This is a genomic window from Nonomuraea sp. NPDC001831 (genome assembly GCF_042892035.1).
GTDB lineage: Bacteria > Actinomycetota > Actinomycetes > Streptosporangiales > Streptosporangiaceae > Nonomuraea.
The window spans coordinates 305,633-323,983 of record NZ_JBIATU010000003.1; the positions used below are offsets into that span (position 1 = coordinate 305,633).

Genomic DNA, 18,351 nt, shown 5'->3' on the forward strand with positions numbered 1-18,351 from the left:
ATGGAGGCATGGACTCAGGTTCGGTGGCATTCCTGCGCGAGCTCCTGGCCACGACGGGCTGGCTCGAACGCACCCGCGAGCTGGGCCTGGCCCTGCGGACCACCCGCTCGCCCGGCGGCCTGCTGCTCGTCGGCCCCCCCGACGACGAGCCCTGGCACGTCACGGCCCACCTCAGCGACGAGGCCGAATTCTCCGGCCTGCCGCAGCTCGCCCCCACCCTGATCCGCTGGTCGCCGCCCGCCGACGCCCCCGCCCACCTGCGCGTCGGCCTCGACCGCCTGCGGCAGGCGGGCCGCGGCGAGACCCTGTTCGTGCTGTCGGAGCAGGCCGCGCCCGTCCCGCTGCTGGAACGCGTCGACGACGCCCGCCGTACGGGGGCGACCATCCTGGCGATCGAGGGCGCCGACTCCGAGCTGAGCGGGCTGGCCCACGACGCCATCGCCGTCCCGCCGACCGGGCTGATCACCTTCGACGGCGCCCAGCACCTGGTCAGCGCGGCGGCCGGCGAGGTCGAGCGGCGGGCGGGGCTGCGCGAGCGGCTGGCCCGCCTGCTGGAGAAGGTCAGCGGCCCCCGCCTGTCGGAGTAGGCCGCGGCCGCGGGTCAGGGCTGGGCCGCGCGGCAGGGGCCGAGCGCGGCTCGCAGGTCAGGCTGGGCTGCGCGACGGGGCCCGAGGGCGGCGCGCGGGTCAGGGATGAGCGGCGAGGCGGGGGCCGAGGGCGGTCCGCAGGTTCTCGGTGGCCTCCTCGATGGCGCCGATCACCACCGCCTGCACCGGGTCCGGCTCGCCCGACCGCGTCCTGCTCACCCGGGTGACCGCGTCCAGGCGGCGGGCCCCCACCTCCCGCACCTCGCTCACCCGCACCTCGCCCTCCGGCACGTCGAGCAGGGCGAGGGCGGGCACGATCGCCACCCCGTGCCCGGCGGCCACCAGCGCGAGCACCGGCGAGAAGTCGGTGACGACGTGCGTCCTGCGCGGCTCGACGCCGTGGATCCCGGCGAGCCGGTCGAGCGCCTGCCCGCACGCCTGGTCCGGCTCGGCGGCCACCCAGGGCAGGCGCATCAGGTCGGCCGTCGACTCCGGCTCGGGCCAGTCGGGCGGCAGCACGACCCGGAACTCGTCCACGTGCAGCGGCCGGACGTTCAGCGACGGCTGCGCCGGCACCGGCAGGCTCATGTCCTGCTCGGTGATGAGCAGGTCGACGGCGCCCAGCCGCAGCTCCTGGAGCGCGGGCTGGCCGTAGACCTCGTGGATGACCGGCGTGATGCGGGGGTGGCGCTCGGCCAGGGCGCGCATCGCCGGCACCAGCATGTGCTTGATGGCCGTGGGGAAGGCGGCGATGCGCACCGGCCCGGCCAGGCGCTCGGTGAACCGGGTCAGCTCCTTCCTGGCCTCGCTCAGCTCCTCCTCGACCCGCTCGGCGTACCCGGCGAGCACGCGTCCCGCCGGGGTGAGCGAGACGCGGCGCTGCGAGCGGTCGATGAGCGCCAGCCCGACCTCGCGTTCGAGCTGGGCGAGCTGCTGGGAGACCGCGGAGGGGGTGAGGAACAGCGCCTCGGCCGCGCGCATCACGCCGCCGCGGCGGGCGACCTCGTGCAGGACACGCAGGCGTCGAGGATCAATATCCATGCAGGTCAGCTTACGTCTACCTTTAGCTTTCTTTATTTGTGCTTTAAGGCCAAAAATCCAGAGAATATCGGCCATGGATCTCCTCCTCGACGCCGTCGGCTGGGCCGGAGCCGCCCTGCTGCTGGCCGGGTACGCCCTGGTCTCGTCCGCGCGGCTGTCCGGCGACGGCGCGACGTACCAGGTCGTCAACCTGCTCGGCGCGCTCGGGCTCATGGTCAACAGCGCCTACAACGCCGCCTGGCCCTCGACCGGGCTGAACCTCGTCTGGGCCGCCATCGGCACAGTGGCCCTCGTCAGACTCGTCCGGGTGGGAGCCGCCAGATGATCGTCGAACTCAGCCACCGCATCACCGAGGGCATGACCACCTACCCCGGCGTCCCCGGGCCGACGCTGGGCACCCACCTGAGCAGGGAGGACTCGCGCGAGGTCTACGCCCCGGGCACCGAGTTCGAGATCGGCGTGATCACGCTGGCCGCCAACACCGGCACCTACCTGGACACCCCGCACCACCGTTACGCCGGGGGCCAGGACCTGGCGCAGGTGCCGCTGAGCAGGCTGGCCGACCTGCCCGGCCTGGTCGTACCGGCCTCGGGGGACGGCCGTGAGGTGGTGCTCGACACCGCGCTCGACGTACGCGGCCGGGCCGTGCTGATCCACACCGGCTTCGACCGCCACTTCGGCACCGGCGCCTACTTCCGCGACCACCCGTACCTGGCGCCCGCGTCGGCGGCGTGGCTGGCCGAGCAGGGCGCGGCGCTGGTCGGCATCGACTCGCTCAACATCGACGACACCCCGCCGCACGGCGAACGCCCCGCCCACACGATCCTGCTGAAGGCGGGGATCCCGATCGTCGAGCACCTGACGGGGTTGTCGGCGCTGCCCGCGGAGGGGTTCAGGTTCCATGCCGCGCCCCCGATGATCGCGGGCATGGGCACCTTCCCCGTACGGGCCTACGCCGTGGTGCCGTAGGCGGGGGTCACTCGTCCTCCTGCTCGGCCTCGTCCCACGCCTTGTTGCGGTCGGCGGCGCGCTGCAACGCGCCCGCCGCCTCCTCCTCCGAGGCGTAGGGACCCATCCGGTCCTTGTTGGGGCAGCCCTGGTCGGGCTCGACCCGCATGTGCTTGAGACAGAACCACCACTGGCCTTCGCTCACATGGTCAATTCTGCCCCGTAGACTCGTGTTTCATGACGACACTGCTCCAGCCCGGGCGAGTCTCGCCCGTCCGGAAGGTTCCCGCCCACATCGAGCGGCCGGAGTACGTCGGCAAGAAGCGCCCCACGACCGGCGAGTCCGACGTGAAGACCCCCGAGATCATCGAGCGCATGCGCGTGGCGGGCCGCATCGCCGCGCAGGCGCTCGAGGAGGTCGGCCGGCACATCGCCCCGGGCGTCACCACCGACGAGCTCGACCGCATCGGCCACGAGTTCCTGATCGACCACGGCGCCTACCCCAGCACGCTGGGCTACAAGGGTTATCCCAAGTCGCTGTGCACCTCGATCAACGAGGTCATCTGCCACGGCATCCCCGACGACACCGTGCTGCGCGACGGCGACATCGTCAACATCGACATCACCGCCTACATCGGCGGCGTCCACGGCGACACCGACGCCACCTACCTGGTGGGCGAGGTCGACGAGGAGTCGCGCCTGCTGGTCGAGCGCACCCGCGAGGCGATGATGCGGGCCATCAGGGCGGTCGCCCCCGGCCGCCAGCTCAACGTGGTCGGCCGCGTCATCGAGGCGTACGCCAAGCGCTTCGGCTACGGCGTCGTGCGCGACTTCACCGGCCACGGCATCGGCACGAGCTTCCACTCCGGCCTCATGGTCCCCCACTACGACGACCCGTCGCTGCGGGTGGAGCTGGTGCCGGGCATGACGTTCACCATCGAGCCGATGCTCACGCTGGGCACGATCGACTACGACATCTGGCCCGACAAGTGGACCGCGGTGACCAAGGACCGCAAGCGCACGGCCCAGTTCGAGCACACCATCGTGGTCACCGAGTCGGGCAGCGAGATCCTGACCCTTCCCTGACCGGCCCTGGCCGTCAGCGCCGCCTGGGGATCGCCCCGCTCACCGTCGTGCCCTCGCCGGGCACGCCGTTGACCGACAGGGTGCCGCCGAGCTCGGCGAACGCGGCCCGCATCCGGGCGATCCCGCGCCCCGCGCCGCCCTCGGCGAAGCCCTGGCCGTCGTCGCTGACCGTCAGGCGCAGGCCGCTCGGGCCCGTGGTCACCGCCACCGCGACCGTACGGGCCCGGCTGTGGCGCTCGACGTTGGACAGCGCCTCGCGCATCGTCTCCATGACGCCGCCCGACACCCGTGAGGGCACGTCCGTGCCGGGCAGCGCCCAGGTCTCGACGGCGATCCCCGTCCGCTCCGACCATTGCGCCAGGAGGCCTTCGAGCGCCTCGGCCAGGCTCTGCCCCCCGCGCATGCGTGTCTCTTCCGCCAATGGTCTCGCCTTCCTCGGCACCCCGGGCCCGCGCCGGTCCCCACTCCGGCGCCCCGCACGCGTCGCGCAATCCCCCCTCAAGGTCTGCGCACGCTAGCTGATGAGGTTATGCCCTTCTCCCCTGTGAGACAGGCTACCCGGCGCTCCTGAGACCTGTGGGCGGAGGATAGGGTGCCGTGGCCGAACCGCTACTCGCCCTTGTCAGCGCGGTTGAGACGGGCGAGATAGTCGTTGTAGGAGTCGAGTTCGGTGTCGCGGGCGCCGCCCCGGTCGGCCTTGCGGTCGCCGCGCCGGGCCTGCCGCTCGTCGTCGCGGTACCACTGGGCCGCGATGGCCAGCAGCACGAGCAGCGTCGGGATCTCGCCGAAGCCCCACGCGATGGCGCCGCCGTCCTGCTGGGTCTGCAAGAGGTTGTCGCCCCACGTACGGCCGAGCGGCTCGTACCAGCCGGCGGCGATCACCGAGCCGGTCATCATCAGCGCGATGCCGAAGAAGGCGTGGAAGGGCATGGTGACGAAGAGCATCAGCAGCCTGCCGACGTACGGCAGCCGGCTCGGGCCCGGGTCGACGCCGATGATCACCCAGAAGAACAGCGAGCCGCTGAGCAGGAAGTGCAGGGTCATCCAGATGTGCCCCAGGTGCTCCTGCATGGCCGACTCGAACAGCGGCGTGAAGTAGAGGGCGTACGTGGAGCCGACGAAGACGGCCGTCGCCACGACCGGATGGGACATGACCTTGACCACCCGGCTGTGCAGGATCGTGGTGATCCACTCCCGGGGGCCCCTGTCGCCCCGCCTGGCCGCCGGCTTGAGCGCCCGCAGCGCCAGCGTGACCGGGCCGCCCAGGACCAGGAAGATCGGCACGATCATGGACAGTGTCATGTGCTCGATCATGTGCACGTCGAACAGGACCTTGGCGTAGCGGGCCAGGCCGCTCTGGGTGGCGAACACCAGCAGCGCGATGCCGATGAACCAGGCGGCGGTGCGCCCCCACGGCCAGGAGTCGCCGCGCCGTATCAGCCGGTAGACGCCGGCGCCGTAGAGCCCGGCGAGCACGGCGGCCACCGCGGCGAAGAACAGGTCGAACCACCACAGCGAGAACACGTTCGCGATCGTGATCTCCGGCGGGACGGGGAAGCCGAGCAGCTCGAAGGCGCGGTCGGCGGGCACGCTGAACTCGGGGGGCGGCGTGCGCGACAGCGCGACGGCCAGCCCGACGGTGGCCAGCATGAGCAGCGTCTCGCCGCCGGCCAGCCGGGTGAACGCCCTGGGCCGCCCCGCCTCCAGGTCGACGAGCGTGCGCTGCCGGTGCCAGTAGCCGACGTAGCCGAGCAACACGAAGGCGACGATCTTGGCCAGGGCCAGCAGGCCGTACTGGGTGGTCCACAGGTCGGACAGCGCGCCGAGCCGGGCGACCAGGCTGAACACGCCGGACAGGCCGACCGCGACGAAGCACCACAGCGCCAGCGCGGAGAACCGGGCGGCAGCCACGGTGAGCTGCGGCTGCCCGCGCATCGCGTGCGCGGCCAGCACGACCAGGCCGCCCACCCACAGGGCGAGCGCGAGCAGGTGCAGCGAGACGGCCGAGGTGGCCAGGTCGTGGTTGGGCGAGGAGGAGGTGTGGCCGGTCAGCGGCGGCGGCAACATCGTCACCAGCGCGAAGACCAGCAGGCCGGCCGCGGACCCGGCGGTGATCGCGCCGCGCGAGAACAGCGCGATGGCCACCCCGAACAGCACCACCAGCGTGAGCGCCACGCCCTGCGTGGTCTGGGTGGCGGTGCTGGTCAGGTATTCCCGGTTGAGGATCTGCGGGACCGTACGGCCCCAGGAGTCGGCCGTGGTGAACACGATGGCCAGGAACGCCGAGGCGGCCCAGCCGAGCGCCGTCCAGGACGAGGCCCTGACGTAGAGCAGGCCGGACTTGCCGAGCAGGCCCTTGTCGTTGGGCAGCAGCAGGGCGGCCGTGAGCAGCAGGCCGACGGTGAGCACGCCGGTGACGTCCATCAGCAGCTTGGACACCGGCAGGCCCCACCTGACCACCGCGCCGGCGTCGGGCAGCCCGGGGATGATCCTGGGGAACGCCCTGCCGCCGGCGATCATGCCGATCACCAGGGCGGCGACCGCGGCCACCGCACCCGCGAGCGCGAGCCGCGCCGTTCTGCTCATGGCTTCTTCTTCCGCGCGCTGAACAGGAACCCGATGCCGATGCCGACCAGCGCGCCGATCACGATGACCAGCCAGGTCGGGAAGCCGCCCTTCGGCGTGGCCGCCGCCTGGTCGGCCGCGGGGGCGACCGGAGCGGCGGAGGAAGGAGCGGGGGCGGCGGTGGAGGGCGCGGCCGACGCCGCGTCGGCGGCCGGCGCGCTCGGCGAGGCCGCCGGGGCCGCCTTGACCGTGAAGGGGATCTCGCCCTCGATGGGATGGCCGTCGGAGGAGACGACCCGGTAGGCGAGGGTGTACTTCCCGCCCGGCAGCGGCCCCTTGACCGCCTGCCGCACCACCGCGCCGTCGACCTCGGGCTTGCCCTCCTGGAAGACGGCCTCGCCCGCGCCCCGGACGATGACGAACGGCATGCGCACCTTGGCGGTGAACTCCAGCCTGACCTCGTCGAGGGCCTCGACCTCGGCGCCCTTGGCCGGGTCGCTGCTCTTGAGTGAGTCGTGGGCCAGCGCCGGGGCGGCGGTGCCGAGCACGAACAGGGCGGCGAGAATCGCGGTGAGTGCCGCGAGCGGGGAACTCTTCATGGCACCACCAAGGCTACCGACGCCACCGCCCGGTCCTGACCTCGCTACAGCCCCGCGCAGGCGAGGGCCCGCTGGTAGGCGTCCACGGCGCCGTCGGAGTCGCCCAGCTGCTCCATCGTCTCGGCGGTGGCGTACCAGGTGGCCGCCGATCGGCGGGAGTCGGGCAGCGGCGCGAGCGAGTCGTGCACCGAGGCGACGTGCTGCCTGGCCTCCTCAGCGCGGCCGACCGCGCCGTAGATCCTGCCGAGCAGCAGGTCGGCCTCGGCGCCGAGTGCCGACCCCGACTGCGGCAGCATGCTCTTGCCGGTCTTGGCGTGCTCGACCGCCTCGTCCAGCTCTCCCGTCATGGCCTCGGCCACTGCCAGCTCCACCAGGACGCGGGCCCGGTCGATGGTGCTGGTGGAGGTCTGCTCATGCTCGACGAAGGCTTGGCGCATCGCATCACGGGCGGCGGCGGCCTCGCTCGGCCATGCCTTGAACCGCCGCTGGATGAGCGCCATGCGCATGATGGCGACGCTGCGCGGCTGACCGTGTTCGAGCTGCACGGCCATCGCCCGCTCGGCGAAGGACACCGACTCCGCGGCGTGACCGGTGGAGGCCGCGGTGTTGGAGGCCATCCAGTTGGCGGCCACCAGCGAGCGCGGGGTGCCGAGGGCGTCGGCCGCGTTGAGCAGCTCGGCCGCGAACTGCCGGGCGCGCAGCAGGTCGCCGCGCTCCATGTACGCCGCCAGCAGGCTGCCGCCGAGCTCCACGAGCAGATCGTTCCAGGCGGGCCGCGCCGAGGCGTTGAGTATGCGCTCGGCGACCTCGACGGCCTCGGTGAGCCGCTCGCTCTCCCGGTAGCTGCGGCACAGGTTGATGGCGATCTCGATCCGGCGCTCGGCCGACAGCTCCTCCTCCCGGAGGCGCAGCAGGATGGCGATGGCGCCGTCGAGGTCGCCGCCCGCCTGGGTGGCGAGCGCGAGCCCGAATTCGGTGTCTTGACGAAGGGCCGTCAACCCTGTCAGGTTGTTGTTCGCCAGCAGCTCGGTGTAGCGGGTGCGGGCCTCGGCGACCTCACCGTTCTCGAGCGCCAGACGCGCGTAGCCGAGTGCCAGCTCGATGTCCTCCATCTGCTCGGCGGTCACGCCGTTGATCAGGTAGGACAGCGAGCAGTCGAGTTTCTGTGCCAGCAACTCCAGGACGGCGGGGGTAGGGGTACGCTTGCCACTCTCGATCAAGGAGACGTAGCTGTCCGACAACTCGGGGTGTGCCAGCTGGGCCTGTGACAGGCCGCGCTGTCGCCGAACGGTCTTAATACGGAGTCCGACCAGGTCAGTTGTGGTCACAGTCGTTGCTCCCTGAGATGATGAAGTCCGAGCAACCCCACATAGGCGAGGGAGAACCCCCATGCGTATGCGTCTTGCCCTGTCCGCGCTGGCCACCGTGCTGATCGCCGCGGTGTCCTTTGGAGGCAATGTTACGGCCGCAAATGCCGAAACGTCTGCACTCTCCGCGAACCTGGACATGGTTCACTGCTGCTGAGCCACTTCTGGCAAGAGGGGGTGCATTCGGGCGCCTCAGGTTCCGAACCGCACTCGGACTTGCAGGTGCTCGCCCATGAGGCAGACGGTGATCCCCCGTCGGTGTGCCCCCTCTTCCTCCATCTGGCGCTGAGCTTACCCGGTGCCGTCTACATTTGATCTACAGTCGTCCGACCGCTTTACCGCCACCGGATTCTGATTACGCTGCCCTGATGAGGGGGACGTGGGCCCCAAGCGGGGAGGACGTGTGAGCGACGACATCTACATCCGGCTTCTCGGCACTGTTCACGCCGAACGCGGATCCCGGCCCGTCGATCTCGGCCCGGCCCGGCAGCGGGCCGCCCTGGCCGTCCTCGCCTCGGCCGCCGCCCGGCCCGTCCCGATGAGCCGACTCGTCGAGGGGATGTGGGGCGACGAGCCGCCGCGCAACGCCGAGCAGAGCGTCTACACCTACGTCGCCGGCCTGCGCCGCGCCTTCGAGCCCGACCGCGGGCGGCGTGCCCCGTCGCGGCTGTTGTCGGGCACCGGCGCGGGATACGTCTTCAACGTCCGGCCCGGACAGGTCGACTCCGTGTGCTTCGCCGAACGCCTGGACGAAGCGCAGACGTGCCGCCGCGACGGCGACGACCGCCGGGCCGTGCGGCTCCTGGACGAGGCCCTGGCGATGTGGCGCGGCACCGCGTTGAGCGGCCTGACCGGCCCGTTCGCCGAACGGGAACGCTCCCGTCTGGAGTTGTTACGCCTGACCGCGCTGGAGCAGCGGTGCGAGAGCCTGCTGCACCTGGGCCGCCACCACGAGATCACCGACGAGCTGCGTGACCTGACCGCCCGCAACCCTTTGCGCGAGCGCACCCGCGAGCTGCTCATGCTGGCCCTCTACCGGTCGGGCCGCCAGGCCGAGGCGCTGGAGGTCTACGAGGAGGGCCGGGTGCTGCTCCTGGAGGAGCTGGGCCTGACGCCGGGCGAGGGGTTACGCAGGTGTCACCAGCAGGTGCTGCGCGGAGAGCCCTCGCCCTGGCGGGGCGACGGCGTGCCCCACCAGCTGCCGCGCCGTCTGGCAGGGTTCGTGGGCCGCTCGCGGGAGCTGGCGGAGCTGGAGACGCGGCTGGCGCCGGGCGGCAGGCGTCCGCCGGCACCGCTGATGATCGTCACCGGGCCGCCGGGCGTCGGGAAGTCCACACTGGCCGCCCAGGTCGCCCATCTGGTCCAGGACGACTTCCCCGACGGGCAGCTCTTCGTCAACTGCCGCGGCGCCACCCCGGAACTGCCCGCGCTGACCGGGCTCGACCTGCTCGGCCGGTTCCTGCGGGGGCTGGGGGTGGCGGCCGACGCCGTACCGGCCGACCTGGACGAGGCGGCGGCGATGTGGCGCAGCCTCCTGCACGGCCGCCGGGTCCTCGTCCTGCTGGACGACGCCGCCGACCTGGCGCAGATCCGCCCGCTGCTGTCCACCCCCTTCGGCACCGCGCTGCTGGTGACCAGCCGCGAGAGCATGACCTGGGGCGAGGACTCCTACCAGCTCGAACTCGGCCGGATGTCCCCCGCGGAGTCGGCCGCGATGCTGGCCGGGCTGGCCGGGGAGGAGCGCGTGCGGGCCGGCGCGGGCGACACCGCCGAACTCGTACGGCTGTGCGAGGGCCTGCCCCTGGCGCTGCGCATCGCGGGGGCCCGCCTGGCCAGCCGCCCCGACTGGAGCATCGCCACGATGGCCGGCCGCCTGGGCGACGAACGGCGGCGGCTGCACGAGCTGGTCGCCGGCGACCTGGCCGTGCGGTCCAGCCTGGCGGCCGGCTACACCGCGCTGGAACGCAGCCCCCGCCCCCTCGACCGGCTGGCCGCCCGCATGCTCTCCCTGCTCGGCCTGCTGCACGTGCCGGAGATCACCGCAGAGGCCGCCGCGGCGCTGCTCGGCGGCGACCTCGCCGACGCCGACCTGGCCCTGGAACGGCTGACCGACGCCCACCTGCTCGACCGGCCCCGTCCGGGCCACTACCAGTTGCACGACCTCATCCGGCTGTTCGCGGGCGAGCTTCGTCCCCTCGACCCCACGGAGCCGGTGCTGCGCGCGCTCGCGTACTACGCGGCCTCCACCCGCCTGGCCTGCAGCGTGGCGGATCCGCATCGCGTCCAGCGCGGCAGGACTCCCGAGGCGGCCGCGCACGTGGTCACCGGCCAGGAGGAGGCGACGGCCTGGCTCGCGGAGGAGGAGGGCGTGCTGGAGGCCGCCGCCCGCCAGGCGCTCGCCGCCGAGGACGACGACATCGCGGCGATGGGCGTGACGCTCACGCTCGCCCTGGAATGGCCCTGCCAGCGGAGCTTCCGGACACGCGAGATGATCGAGCTCAGCGCGGCGGCGCTGGCGGTGTGCGAACGGCTCGGCGATCTGGAGGGCATGATGCACACCACGGGCCTGCTCGCCAACACCCTGCGCATGCGCGGACGGCACGAGGAGGCCGTCGAGCACCTGCGGGCCGAGCTGGCCCTCGCCAGGCGGCTCGGTGACGCCTTCTCCGAGCAGCGCGCGATGGGCAACCTCGCCAACACGTACTTCAACGACGGCCGGTACGAGCAGGCGATCGTCCTGGCCGAACAGCAACTCGCGATCGCCGACCTCATCGGCGCGCGGGTCGGCGCCCGGTACGCCATGCTCATCATCGGCGAGGCCCGTCAGGCCCTCGGCCGGGCGGAGGAGGCTCGCGAGATCCTGAGCTCGGCCCTGTCCGAGGCCGAACAGGTGGGCGACAAGACCCATCAGGCGCAGCTGCGCGCCGTCCTCGGCCGGGTGCATCTGGATCTGGACGAGCCGGAGCACGCCCTTCCCCACTACCTCATCGCCCTGGAGCTGATCGAACGGGCCGGCTACCGCGTGGGACGGGTGCGCGACCTGGTCGGGTTGTCACGCACGTACCGGGCCATGGGCGAGCTCGACGTGGCGCTCGCGCACGTCACCGAGGCGGTGGCAGGGGCCGACGGGCTGGCCGAATGGGAGACGGAGGCCAGGGAGGAACAGGCCGCCGTGCACGAGGCCCGCGCGAGGCTCCGATGACCGACGACGTCGGCGTCCGCCTGCTCGGCCCGGTGACCGGGGTGCTCGGCGGCCAGGAGGTCGACCTGGGGCCCGCCCGCCAGCGCGCGGTCATGGCGATGCTGGCCTCTCCCCCGGGCCGGGTCGTCACGATGGGGCAGCTTCTGGAGGGCCTGTGGGGCGAGGCGCCGCCGCCCAGCGCCGAGCAGAGCGTCTACACGTATGTGGCCGGGCTGCGGCGCGCGCTGGAACCGGGTCGCGAGCGCGGCCGGCGGTCCACGGTGCTCGTCGGGGAGGCCGGCGGGTACCGGCTGCTCCTCGCTCCCGGCCAGGTGGACTCCTGCCTGTTCACGGAGCTGGTGGACACGGCACGCCTCCTCGGTCCCGCCGGTGGCGACGACACCCTGCGCGTGCTGGACCGGGCGCTGGCCCTGTGGCGCGGCGTGGCCCTGAGCGGGCTGGCCGGGCCCTTCGCCGAGGCCGAGCGCTCCCGGCTGGACGAGCTGTTCCTGAATGCCGCCGAAGGCCGCGCCGAGACCCTGCTCCATCTCGACCGGCCGCGCGAGGCCGTCACCGGCCTCCAGGAGCTCGTCGCACGCCATCCGCTGCGGGAGCGTCTCCACGAACTGCTCATCCTGGCCCTGCACGGCGCAGACCGCCAGGCGGAGGCGCTGCTGGCCTACGAGAGGGCCAGACGCCTTTTGGACGGAGAGCTCGGCGTCCTGCCCGGCGAGGGTTTGCGCGCGGCGCACCGGCTGGTCCTGTCCGGCGGTGCCGAGGAGCCGGTGTCCGCCCGTCCTCCCGTGCCCCGGCAGCTGCCGCGCGATCTCATCGGGTTCGTCGGCCGGTCCGCGGAGGTGGCCCGGCTGAGATCGCTGCTGGCGCCGGAGGACGGGCCACCCCATCCGGTCGTCGCCGTCTCGGGGCCGCCGGGTGTGGGCAAGTCGGCGCTCGCCGTGCATGTGGGACACGCCGTCGAGGACCGGTTCCCGGACGGGCAACTCGCCATCGGCCTGCGCGGCGGCACGCCGGGCGTCGCGCCGCTGCCGGCTCACGAGATCGCCGGACGGCTGCTGCGCGGCATCGGCGCCTCGAACGAGGACATCCCCGCCGACGTGGACGAGGCGGCGGCGATGTGGCGGAGCAGACTGCACGGCAGGAAGCTGCTGGTGCTCCTGGACGACGCAGCCGGCCTGGCGCAGATCAGGCCGTTCCTCGGCACCCCGTTGGGCGTGGCCGTGCTCGTGACCAGCCGGGAGTCCTTCACGGCCGGCGACGACTGCGTGCAGCTGCGGCTCCGCCCGCTCTCCGAGCCCGAGGGCGCGGCCATGTTGTCCAAGCTGGCCGGCGACGAGCGGGTGGCGGCCGACGCCGGCCACACCGCCGCTCTGGTGAGTCTGTGCGACGGCCTCCCGCTCGCGCTGAGAATCGCGGGCGCGCGCCTGGCCGACCATCCGGAATGGAGCGTGGGCGCACTCGCCGCGCGGCTCACCGACGAACGCGGCCGACTGCGCGAGCTGACGGCCGGCGACCTGGCCGTGCGCTCCAGCCTCAGCGGCAGCCACAGTGGTCTGGCGGCGAGCCCGAGCCCCCTGGACCGGATGGCCGCCGACACCCTGCCGCTGCTGGGCCTGCTCAACGTGCCGGACGTGACCTCGGAGGTGGCGGCGATGCTGCTCGGCACCGGGGTGGAGGAGGCTGGGCGTGCGCTCGACCGGCTGGCCGACGCCCACCTGGTCGATCGGCCCAAGCCGGGCCGGTACCAGCTGCACGACCTCGTCAGGCTCTTCGCCGGCGAGCTGCGTCCCGAGGACTGGAAGCGGCCGCTGGCTCGGACGCTGGCCTACTTCGCCGCGTCCGCGCGGCTGAGCAGCGTCACCGTCGACCCGCATCGGGTGCAGCTCGCCCGGCACGTCGACGGGCCCAGTCGCGAGTTCGCCGACGCCGCGGAGGCGCAGTCCTGGTTCCTGGAGGAGGCGCACGTCCTGAGCGCCGCGGCCGTTCAGGCGCTGAACTCGGCGGACGACGAGATCGCGGAGCTGGGCGTGACGCTGACCTTCGCGCTCAAGTGGCACCAGCAGCGAGCCCGCGCGAGTCAGGAGATCATCGAGTTCAACACGCTGGCGTTGCGGGTCTGCGAGCGGCTCGGCGACGAGCCGGCGGCGCTCATCGCCCATGACAACATCGCCAACGGCATGCGGCTGACCGGCAGGACCGAGGAGGCGGTCGTCCATCTGGAGGCGGAGCTGGAGCTGGCGACGCGCCTCGGTGACTCCTTCGGCGAGCTGCGGGCGCTGGGCAACCTCGCCAACGCCTACGTCACCGGCCAGCGCTTCGCAGAGGCGCTGCCCTACGCCGAACGCCAGCTCGCTGTGGCGCGCGCCGCCGGCGCGCAGGTGGGCGTGCGTTTCGCCCTGCTCATGCTCGGCATGGCCTACCAGGGCACCGCGCGCCTCGTCGAGGCGAGCCGGGCTCTCACGGAGGGCATGGCCATGGCTCAGGAGGCCGGGGACACCACCCACGAGGGGCTCTTCCGCCTGTCGCTCGGTGAGGTGCTGCTCGAACTCGACGACGCCGATCGCGCCCTGGAGCACATCCGCGCCGCCACCACCGTGCTCTACTCGGGGGGCTACATGTTCCGGGTGAACGGCCTGGTCTCCCTGTCGAAGGCCTCGCGTGCCCTGGGAAAGCTCGACGACGCGCTGGACTACGTGACGCAGGCCCTCGACCTCACGCGGCGGCACGGCTACCCCACCTGGGAGCAGCGGGCCGGGGCCGAACTGGCGGCCGTGCGGGAGGCGATGAGGGCCGCGGGGCGGGAGCCGTGAGGTCAGGCGGGTGGGGTGGTGTCGCGGAGGGCGAGGAAGAAGTCGACGCGGTCGGACATCGCCGACAGGTTCCTGCCTGTCAGCTCCTCGATCCTGCGGACGCGGTACCGGACCGTGTTGACGTGCACGTGGAGCCGTTCGGCGCAGGCGTTCCACGAGCCCGAGCAGTCGAGGAAGACGTCGAGCGTGCGCACGAGGTCCGACTGGTGGCGGCGGTCGTAGGCGAGCAGCGGGGACAGCAGCCGGTCGGAGAAGGAGCGGCGCACGTCGCCGGGCACAGTGGCCAGGAGCAGCGCGTGGGTGTAGATCTCGTCGCTGGTGACCACGCCGCCGTCGCGGGCCTGCGCCAGCCGCCTGGCGTGCCCGGCCTCCTCCAGGCCGCCCTTGAGCGCGGCGGCGCCGGTCAGCGCGCCGCTCAGGCCGACGCTCAGGCGGGTGCCGGGCAGCGCGGCCAGCACGGCGGCCCCGGCCCGCAACCGCGCGGCCAGCTCCCCGGCGCTCCTCCCCCGCAACGCGACCACCGCCACCGCCCCGCCGCCGCTTCCCTGAGGCGGCTCGGCGGGGACGGGGGCGGCGACGACCTCGCGGGCCAGCAGTTCCTCCAGGATCCGGCCGCCGAGGACGGCGGGAGCGGGGCCGGGCGGGGTCGTCGGGCCCGGATCGGCTGCGCCGGGGGCGCCGGGGGGCGCGGCGGTGGCGCCGGGGAGCGCGGCGATGGCGGCGTGGGGCGCGGCGGTGGCGCTGACCACGGCGTACGGCTCGTCCGCGTCGATGCCGCAGGTGCGCAGCCGGGCGTTGAGGTCGGCCGCGTCGGACTCGGCCAGGGCGGCCGCCACGAGCTGCCCGGCCAGGCGGCGCTCGACCCGGCGGCCCTCCTCCAGGCGGCCGCGTTCGAGCGCCACGCAGGCGGCCAGCTCGTAGCCGAGGTCGGCGCGGCCGAGCAGGTCGCCGTCGCAGGCCAGGACCCAGCCGGCCGCCCGGTGGCCGCGTCCGACGGCGAAGAGCGTCGCGCCGCCGGCCAGCGCGGGCAGCCGGGGCGCGGTCAGGTACGCCCTGGCCAGCCCCGCCGGATCGGTGGCCGTGCCGACGACCACCTCCCCGGACGCGGACAGGACGGCGCCCGTGACGCCCAGCTCGGCGGCGGTCAGCTCGAACAGCCCGCGCAGGTCGGCGCCCTCGGCCAGGGCCGCCACGAGCCTGCGGTGACGCCCGAGCGCGTCGCGCACGTCGCCGGACAGCCGGGGCGCGACCAGCTCGGCCAGCGTGCGGAAGGAGACTTCGACCGGCACCTCGACCAGCGGCAGCCCGGCCTGCCCGCAGGCCGCGACGAGATCGGCGGGCACGTGCCCGAGCCGGGCCGCGCCCGCGCCGAGCGCGGACACCCCGCACTCCACCAGGGCGGTGACGAACCGGGCTGAGTCGGCGGCGGTGTCGCGCCACATCAGGCCGGTCAGCACCAGCTCGCCGCCGGACAGGTAGCGCCCCGGCTCGGGCAGGTCGGTGATGTGGACCGTGCCGAACTCGCGCTCCGGGTCGCCGGCCAGCAGCCTGAGACCCAGCTCGTCGATCGCCAGCAGGTCACTGATGCGCACTTGGAGGAATATACAAGCCCGCTCTGTCAAGCGATGACCGGGATTTCACGTCACGGGCATAGGACGCCCGGCCGGGCCGGTGCTCTACTCGGAGGATGACGGAGACGGTCCACCCCACCAGGTCCGAAGGCGTCGGCGAGGGGGTCGGCACGAGCGCCCGGCGGCCGGACGCGACGCTGAAGGTGACCGGCGAGTTCGCCTACGCCTCCGACCTGTGGCTCGACGGCATGGTGTGGGGCGTGACGCTGCGCAGCCCGCACCCGTCGGCCTGGATCCGGTCGATCGACGTGGGCCCGGCGCTGCGGATGCCGGGCGTGCTGGCCGTCCTGACGCACGAGGACGTGCCCGGCGAGAAGTTCTACGGGCTCGACCACAAGGACCAGCCCGTGCTGGCCATCGACCAGGTCCGCCACCAGGGCGAGCCGGTGGCGCTGGTGGCCGCCGACCATCCGGAGACCGCGCGCAGGGCCGCGCGGGCCGTCGTGGTCGACTACGAGCCGCGCCCGGCGGTGACCGATCCGCGCGAGTCGCGCGAGTACGTCAGGCGTCAGCCGGTGCGCAAGGGCGACACGTTCGAGGCCGAGGTCGTCGTCACCGGCGAGTACGAGGTCGGCATGCAGGACCAGGCGTTCCTCGGCCCGGAGTCGGGGCTCGCGGTCCCGGCCGAGGACGGCGGCGTGGACCTGTACATCGCCACCCAATGGCTGCACGTGGACCGCGACCAGCTCGCCCCCTGCCTGGGCCTGCCGCCGGAGAAGGTACGGCTGACGCTGTCGGGCGTCGGCGGCGCGTTCGGCGCCCGCGAGGACCTGTCGATGCAGGTGCACGCGTGCATGCTGGCCCTGCGCCTGAACCGCCCTGTCAAGATCGTCTACGGCCGCGAGGAGTCGTTCTTCGGCCACGTGCACCGCCATCCGGCCCGGATGCGCTACGAGCACGGCGCGACGCGCGACGGCAGGCTCGTCTACGTCAAGGCCGACATCCTGCTGGACGGCGGCGCGTACTGCTCCTCCTCCCCCGCCGTGGTCGGCAACGCCGCCTCGCTGGGGGCCGGGCCGTACGAGGTGCCGAACGTGTGGATCGACGCCGCGGGCGTCTACACCAACAACCCGCCGTGCGGGGCGATGCGCGGGTTCGGCGCGGTGCAGGCGTGTTACGCCTACGAGTCGCAGATGGACCGGCTGGCCGAGGCGTGCGGTCTGTCGCCGGTCGAGATCCGGGTGCGCAACGCCGTCTCCCAGGGCTCGGCGCTGGCGACCGGCCAGGTGATCGACTCCCCCGCGCCGCTGGCCGGCATGTTGCGCGAGCTGGAGGCCATGCCGCTGCCCGCCCCGCGCACGGGGGCGGACCTGCGGGCGCTGCCGGGCGGCGTGTCCCAGACCACGCACGGCGAGTCGGTGCGGCGCGGGATCGGCTACGGCGTCGGCATCAAGAACATCTGCTTCTCCGAGGGCTTCGACGACTACTCCACGGCCCGGGTGCGGGCCGAGCTGGTCGGCGGCGAGCCGCGGGTCACCGTGCACACCGCCGCCGCCGAGGTGGGCCAGGGCCTGGTCACGGTCCAGGCCCAGATCGCGCGCACCGAGCTGGGCATCGAGGAGGTGACGGTGGCGACCGCCGACACCGCCGTGGGCTCGGCGGGCTCGTCGTCGGCCTCGCGGCAGTCCTACGTGACGGGCGGCGCGGTCAAGGCGGCCTGCGAGGCGGTGCGCGAGCGGTTCGGGGGGCTGCCGCCGCGGGAGGCGCTGGCCAGGTTCGGGCCGATCGAGGAGACCCGGGAGTACCGGCACCGGCCCACGAAGCCGATGGACCCGGTGACCGGGCAGGGCGACTCGCACACGCAGCTCGCGCTGTGCGTGCACCGCGCGGTGGTGGACGTGGACGTCGAGCTCGGGCTGGTCAAGGTGGTGGAGCTGGCCGCGGTGCAGGACGTGGGCAAGATCATGAACCCGCAGGCGCTGGAGGGCCAGATCCACGGCGGCACGGCCCAGGGCCTCGGGCTGGCGCTCATGGAGGAGATCCAGATACGCGACGGCCGCGTGCTGAACCCGTCGTTCACCGACTACCTGATCCCCACCATGCTCGACATGCCGCCCATGCAGCTGAAAATCCTGGAAAATCCGGACCCGTCGGCACCGTACGGCCTCCGGGGCGCCGGCGAGCCGCCCACGCTCTCCTCCACCCCGGCCGTGGCCGCCGCCGTACGCGCCGCGACCGGGCTCCGGTTGACTCGCGTTCCGATCAGGCCGGAAGATATCGCCTTGTCCAATCACGGGGAGGTATCCGATGGCGAGCGGTCGTGAAGCCGCCGAGGCGGAGTTCAGTCGCTTCGACACCGACGGCGACGGTCTGCTGACCGCGGCCGAGATCAGGCAGGCCAACGAGGCGCTGGGGGTCCACGGCGCCTCCGAGGAGGAGATCGAGGCGTTCATCAACGCGGCCGACACCGACGGCGACGGCCGGATCGGCCTGGAGGAGTTCGTCGGCCTGGTCGGCCACGGGCGGCACGAGAAGGCGTGATCATGTCCCCCGCCGGGTAGGTGACCCGCATTCCCCT

The 18,351-nt window shown here is 73.2% G+C and carries 16 protein-coding genes; 9 read left to right on the forward strand and 7 right to left on the reverse strand.

Annotated features, from left to right (window positions below; genetic code table 11):
- The first annotated feature begins 8 nt into the window (after positions 1-8).
- Positions 9-587: a hypothetical protein gene (locus ACFYYW_RS12430; RefSeq protein WP_387647774.1), complete on the forward strand. Its 579-nt coding sequence runs from the start codon at positions 9-11 to the stop codon at positions 585-587.
- Between the two features lie 99 nt (positions 588-686).
- Here ACFYYW_RS12430 and ACFYYW_RS12435 read toward each other — a convergent pair whose 3' ends face one another.
- Positions 687-1,628: a LysR family transcriptional regulator gene (locus tag ACFYYW_RS12435; protein WP_352323863.1), complete on the reverse strand. Its 942-nt coding sequence runs from the start codon at positions 1,626-1,628 to the stop codon at positions 687-689.
- Between the two features lie 73 nt (positions 1,629-1,701).
- Between ACFYYW_RS12435 and ACFYYW_RS12440 the strand changes: the two genes are divergently transcribed.
- Positions 1,702-1,953 (forward strand): hypothetical protein, encoded by a 252-nt coding sequence (locus ACFYYW_RS12440; protein WP_352323864.1) that lies wholly within the window; start codon positions 1,702-1,704, stop codon positions 1,951-1,953.
- A complete protein-coding gene (locus tag ACFYYW_RS12445) occupies positions 1,950-2,597 on the forward strand; it encodes a cyclase family protein (protein WP_352323865.1) in 648 nt (215 codons plus the stop codon). Before ACFYYW_RS12440 ends, ACFYYW_RS12445 begins: the two co-directional genes overlap by 4 nt.
- Before the next feature lie 7 nt (positions 2,598-2,604).
- On the opposite strand, the gene ACFYYW_RS12450 is transcribed toward ACFYYW_RS12445, so the two are convergent.
- Entirely contained in the window at positions 2,605-2,781 is a 177-nt protein-coding gene (locus ACFYYW_RS12450) for a hypothetical protein (protein WP_352323881.1), read from the reverse strand.
- A 32-nt stretch (positions 2,782-2,813) separates the two neighbouring features.
- Between ACFYYW_RS12450 and map the strand changes: the two genes are divergently transcribed.
- Complete coding sequence (gene map / locus ACFYYW_RS12455) at positions 2,814-3,662, forward strand: type I methionyl aminopeptidase (protein WP_352323866.1); 849 nt, start codon at positions 2,814-2,816, stop codon at positions 3,660-3,662.
- A gap of 13 nt (positions 3,663-3,675) precedes the next feature.
- On the opposite strand, the gene ACFYYW_RS12460 is transcribed toward map, so the two are convergent.
- The 4 genes from ACFYYW_RS12460 to ACFYYW_RS12475 form a co-directional block, all read right to left on the reverse strand.
- Positions 3,676-4,065 carry a sensor histidine kinase gene (locus tag ACFYYW_RS12460; protein ID WP_387647779.1) on the reverse strand — a complete coding sequence of 130 codons (390 nt, stop codon included), beginning with the start codon at positions 4,063-4,065 and terminating at the stop codon, positions 3,676-3,678.
- Between the two features lie 206 nt (positions 4,066-4,271).
- The gene (locus ACFYYW_RS12465) at positions 4,272-6,248 is read right to left on the reverse strand and encodes a cytochrome c oxidase assembly protein (protein ID WP_387647781.1); all 1,977 of its coding nucleotides are present in this window, start codon (positions 6,246-6,248) and stop codon (positions 4,272-4,274) included.
- Positions 6,245-6,826, reverse strand: coding sequence for a copper resistance protein CopC (locus tag ACFYYW_RS12470; RefSeq protein WP_387647784.1), 582 nt, complete (start codon positions 6,824-6,826; stop codon positions 6,245-6,247). The genes ACFYYW_RS12465 and ACFYYW_RS12470 overlap by 4 nt, the downstream gene beginning before the upstream one ends.
- Before the next feature lie 44 nt (positions 6,827-6,870).
- A complete protein-coding gene (locus tag ACFYYW_RS12475; RefSeq protein ID WP_387647787.1) occupies positions 6,871-8,154 on the reverse strand; it encodes a helix-turn-helix domain-containing protein in 1,284 nt (427 codons plus the stop codon).
- A gap of 61 nt (positions 8,155-8,215) precedes the next feature.
- Between ACFYYW_RS12475 and ACFYYW_RS12480 the strand changes: the two genes are divergently transcribed.
- The 3 genes from ACFYYW_RS12480 to ACFYYW_RS12490 all read left to right on the forward strand — a co-directional run bounded on the left by ACFYYW_RS12480 (position 8,216) and on the right by ACFYYW_RS12490 (position 14,202).
- Positions 8,216-8,350, forward strand: a complete 135-nt coding sequence (locus tag ACFYYW_RS12480) for a hypothetical protein (protein WP_387647790.1) — start codon at positions 8,216-8,218, stop codon at positions 8,348-8,350.
- Positions 8,351-8,596: 246 nt separating this feature from the next.
- Positions 8,597-11,395: a BTAD domain-containing putative transcriptional regulator gene (locus ACFYYW_RS12485; protein ID WP_387647792.1), complete on the forward strand. Its 2,799-nt coding sequence runs from the start codon at positions 8,597-8,599 to the stop codon at positions 11,393-11,395.
- Positions 11,392-14,202, forward strand: coding sequence for a BTAD domain-containing putative transcriptional regulator (locus ACFYYW_RS12490; RefSeq protein WP_387647795.1), 2,811 nt, complete (start codon positions 11,392-11,394; stop codon positions 14,200-14,202). The genes ACFYYW_RS12485 and ACFYYW_RS12490 overlap by 4 nt, the downstream gene beginning before the upstream one ends.
- A gap of 2 nt (positions 14,203-14,204) precedes the next feature.
- Here ACFYYW_RS12490 and ACFYYW_RS12495 read toward each other — a convergent pair whose 3' ends face one another.
- Positions 14,205-15,794, reverse strand: coding sequence for a PucR family transcriptional regulator (locus tag ACFYYW_RS12495; protein ID WP_387647798.1), 1,590 nt, complete (start codon positions 15,792-15,794; stop codon positions 14,205-14,207).
- Positions 15,795-15,889: 95 nt separating this feature from the next.
- Between ACFYYW_RS12495 and ACFYYW_RS12500 the strand changes: the two genes are divergently transcribed.
- Positions 15,890-18,097 carry a molybdopterin cofactor-binding domain-containing protein gene (locus ACFYYW_RS12500; protein ID WP_352323876.1) on the forward strand — a complete coding sequence of 736 codons (2,208 nt, stop codon included), beginning with the start codon at positions 15,890-15,892 and terminating at the stop codon, positions 18,095-18,097.
- Entirely contained in the window at positions 18,081-18,314 is a 234-nt protein-coding gene (locus ACFYYW_RS12505) for an EF-hand domain-containing protein (RefSeq protein WP_352323877.1), read from the forward strand. The genes ACFYYW_RS12500 and ACFYYW_RS12505 overlap by 17 nt, the downstream gene beginning before the upstream one ends.
- The last annotated feature ends 37 nt before the right edge of the window (positions 18,315-18,351 follow it).

Coding starts and splice junctions, on each gene's coding strand:
- ACFYYW_RS12430 (WP_387647774.1), top strand. CDS start 9: ATGGACTCAGGTTCGGTGGCATTCCTGCGCGAGCTCCTGGCCACGACG.
- ACFYYW_RS12435 (WP_352323863.1), bottom strand. CDS start 1,628: ATGGATATTGATCCTCGACGCCTGCGTGTCCTGCACGAGGTCGCCCGC.
- ACFYYW_RS12440 (WP_352323864.1), top strand. CDS start 1,702: ATGGATCTCCTCCTCGACGCCGTCGGCTGGGCCGGAGCCGCCCTGCTG.
- ACFYYW_RS12445 (WP_352323865.1), top strand. CDS start 1,950: ATGATCGTCGAACTCAGCCACCGCATCACCGAGGGCATGACCACCTAC.
- map (WP_352323866.1), top strand. CDS start 2,814: ATGACGACACTGCTCCAGCCCGGGCGAGTCTCGCCCGTCCGGAAGGTT.
- ACFYYW_RS12460 (WP_387647779.1), bottom strand. CDS start 4,065: ATGCGCGGGGGGCAGAGCCTGGCCGAGGCGCTCGAAGGCCTCCTGGCG.
- ACFYYW_RS12465 (WP_387647781.1), bottom strand. CDS start 6,248: ATGAGCAGAACGGCGCGGCTCGCGCTCGCGGGTGCGGTGGCCGCGGTC.
- ACFYYW_RS12470 (WP_387647784.1), bottom strand. CDS start 6,826: ATGAAGAGTTCCCCGCTCGCGGCACTCACCGCGATTCTCGCCGCCCTG.
- ACFYYW_RS12480 (WP_387647790.1), top strand. CDS start 8,216: ATGCGTATGCGTCTTGCCCTGTCCGCGCTGGCCACCGTGCTGATCGCC.
- ACFYYW_RS12490 (WP_387647795.1), top strand. CDS start 11,392: ATGACCGACGACGTCGGCGTCCGCCTGCTCGGCCCGGTGACCGGGGTG.
- ACFYYW_RS12500 (WP_352323876.1), top strand. CDS start 15,890: ATGACGGAGACGGTCCACCCCACCAGGTCCGAAGGCGTCGGCGAGGGG.
- ACFYYW_RS12505 (WP_352323877.1), top strand. CDS start 18,081: ATGGCGAGCGGTCGTGAAGCCGCCGAGGCGGAGTTCAGTCGCTTCGAC.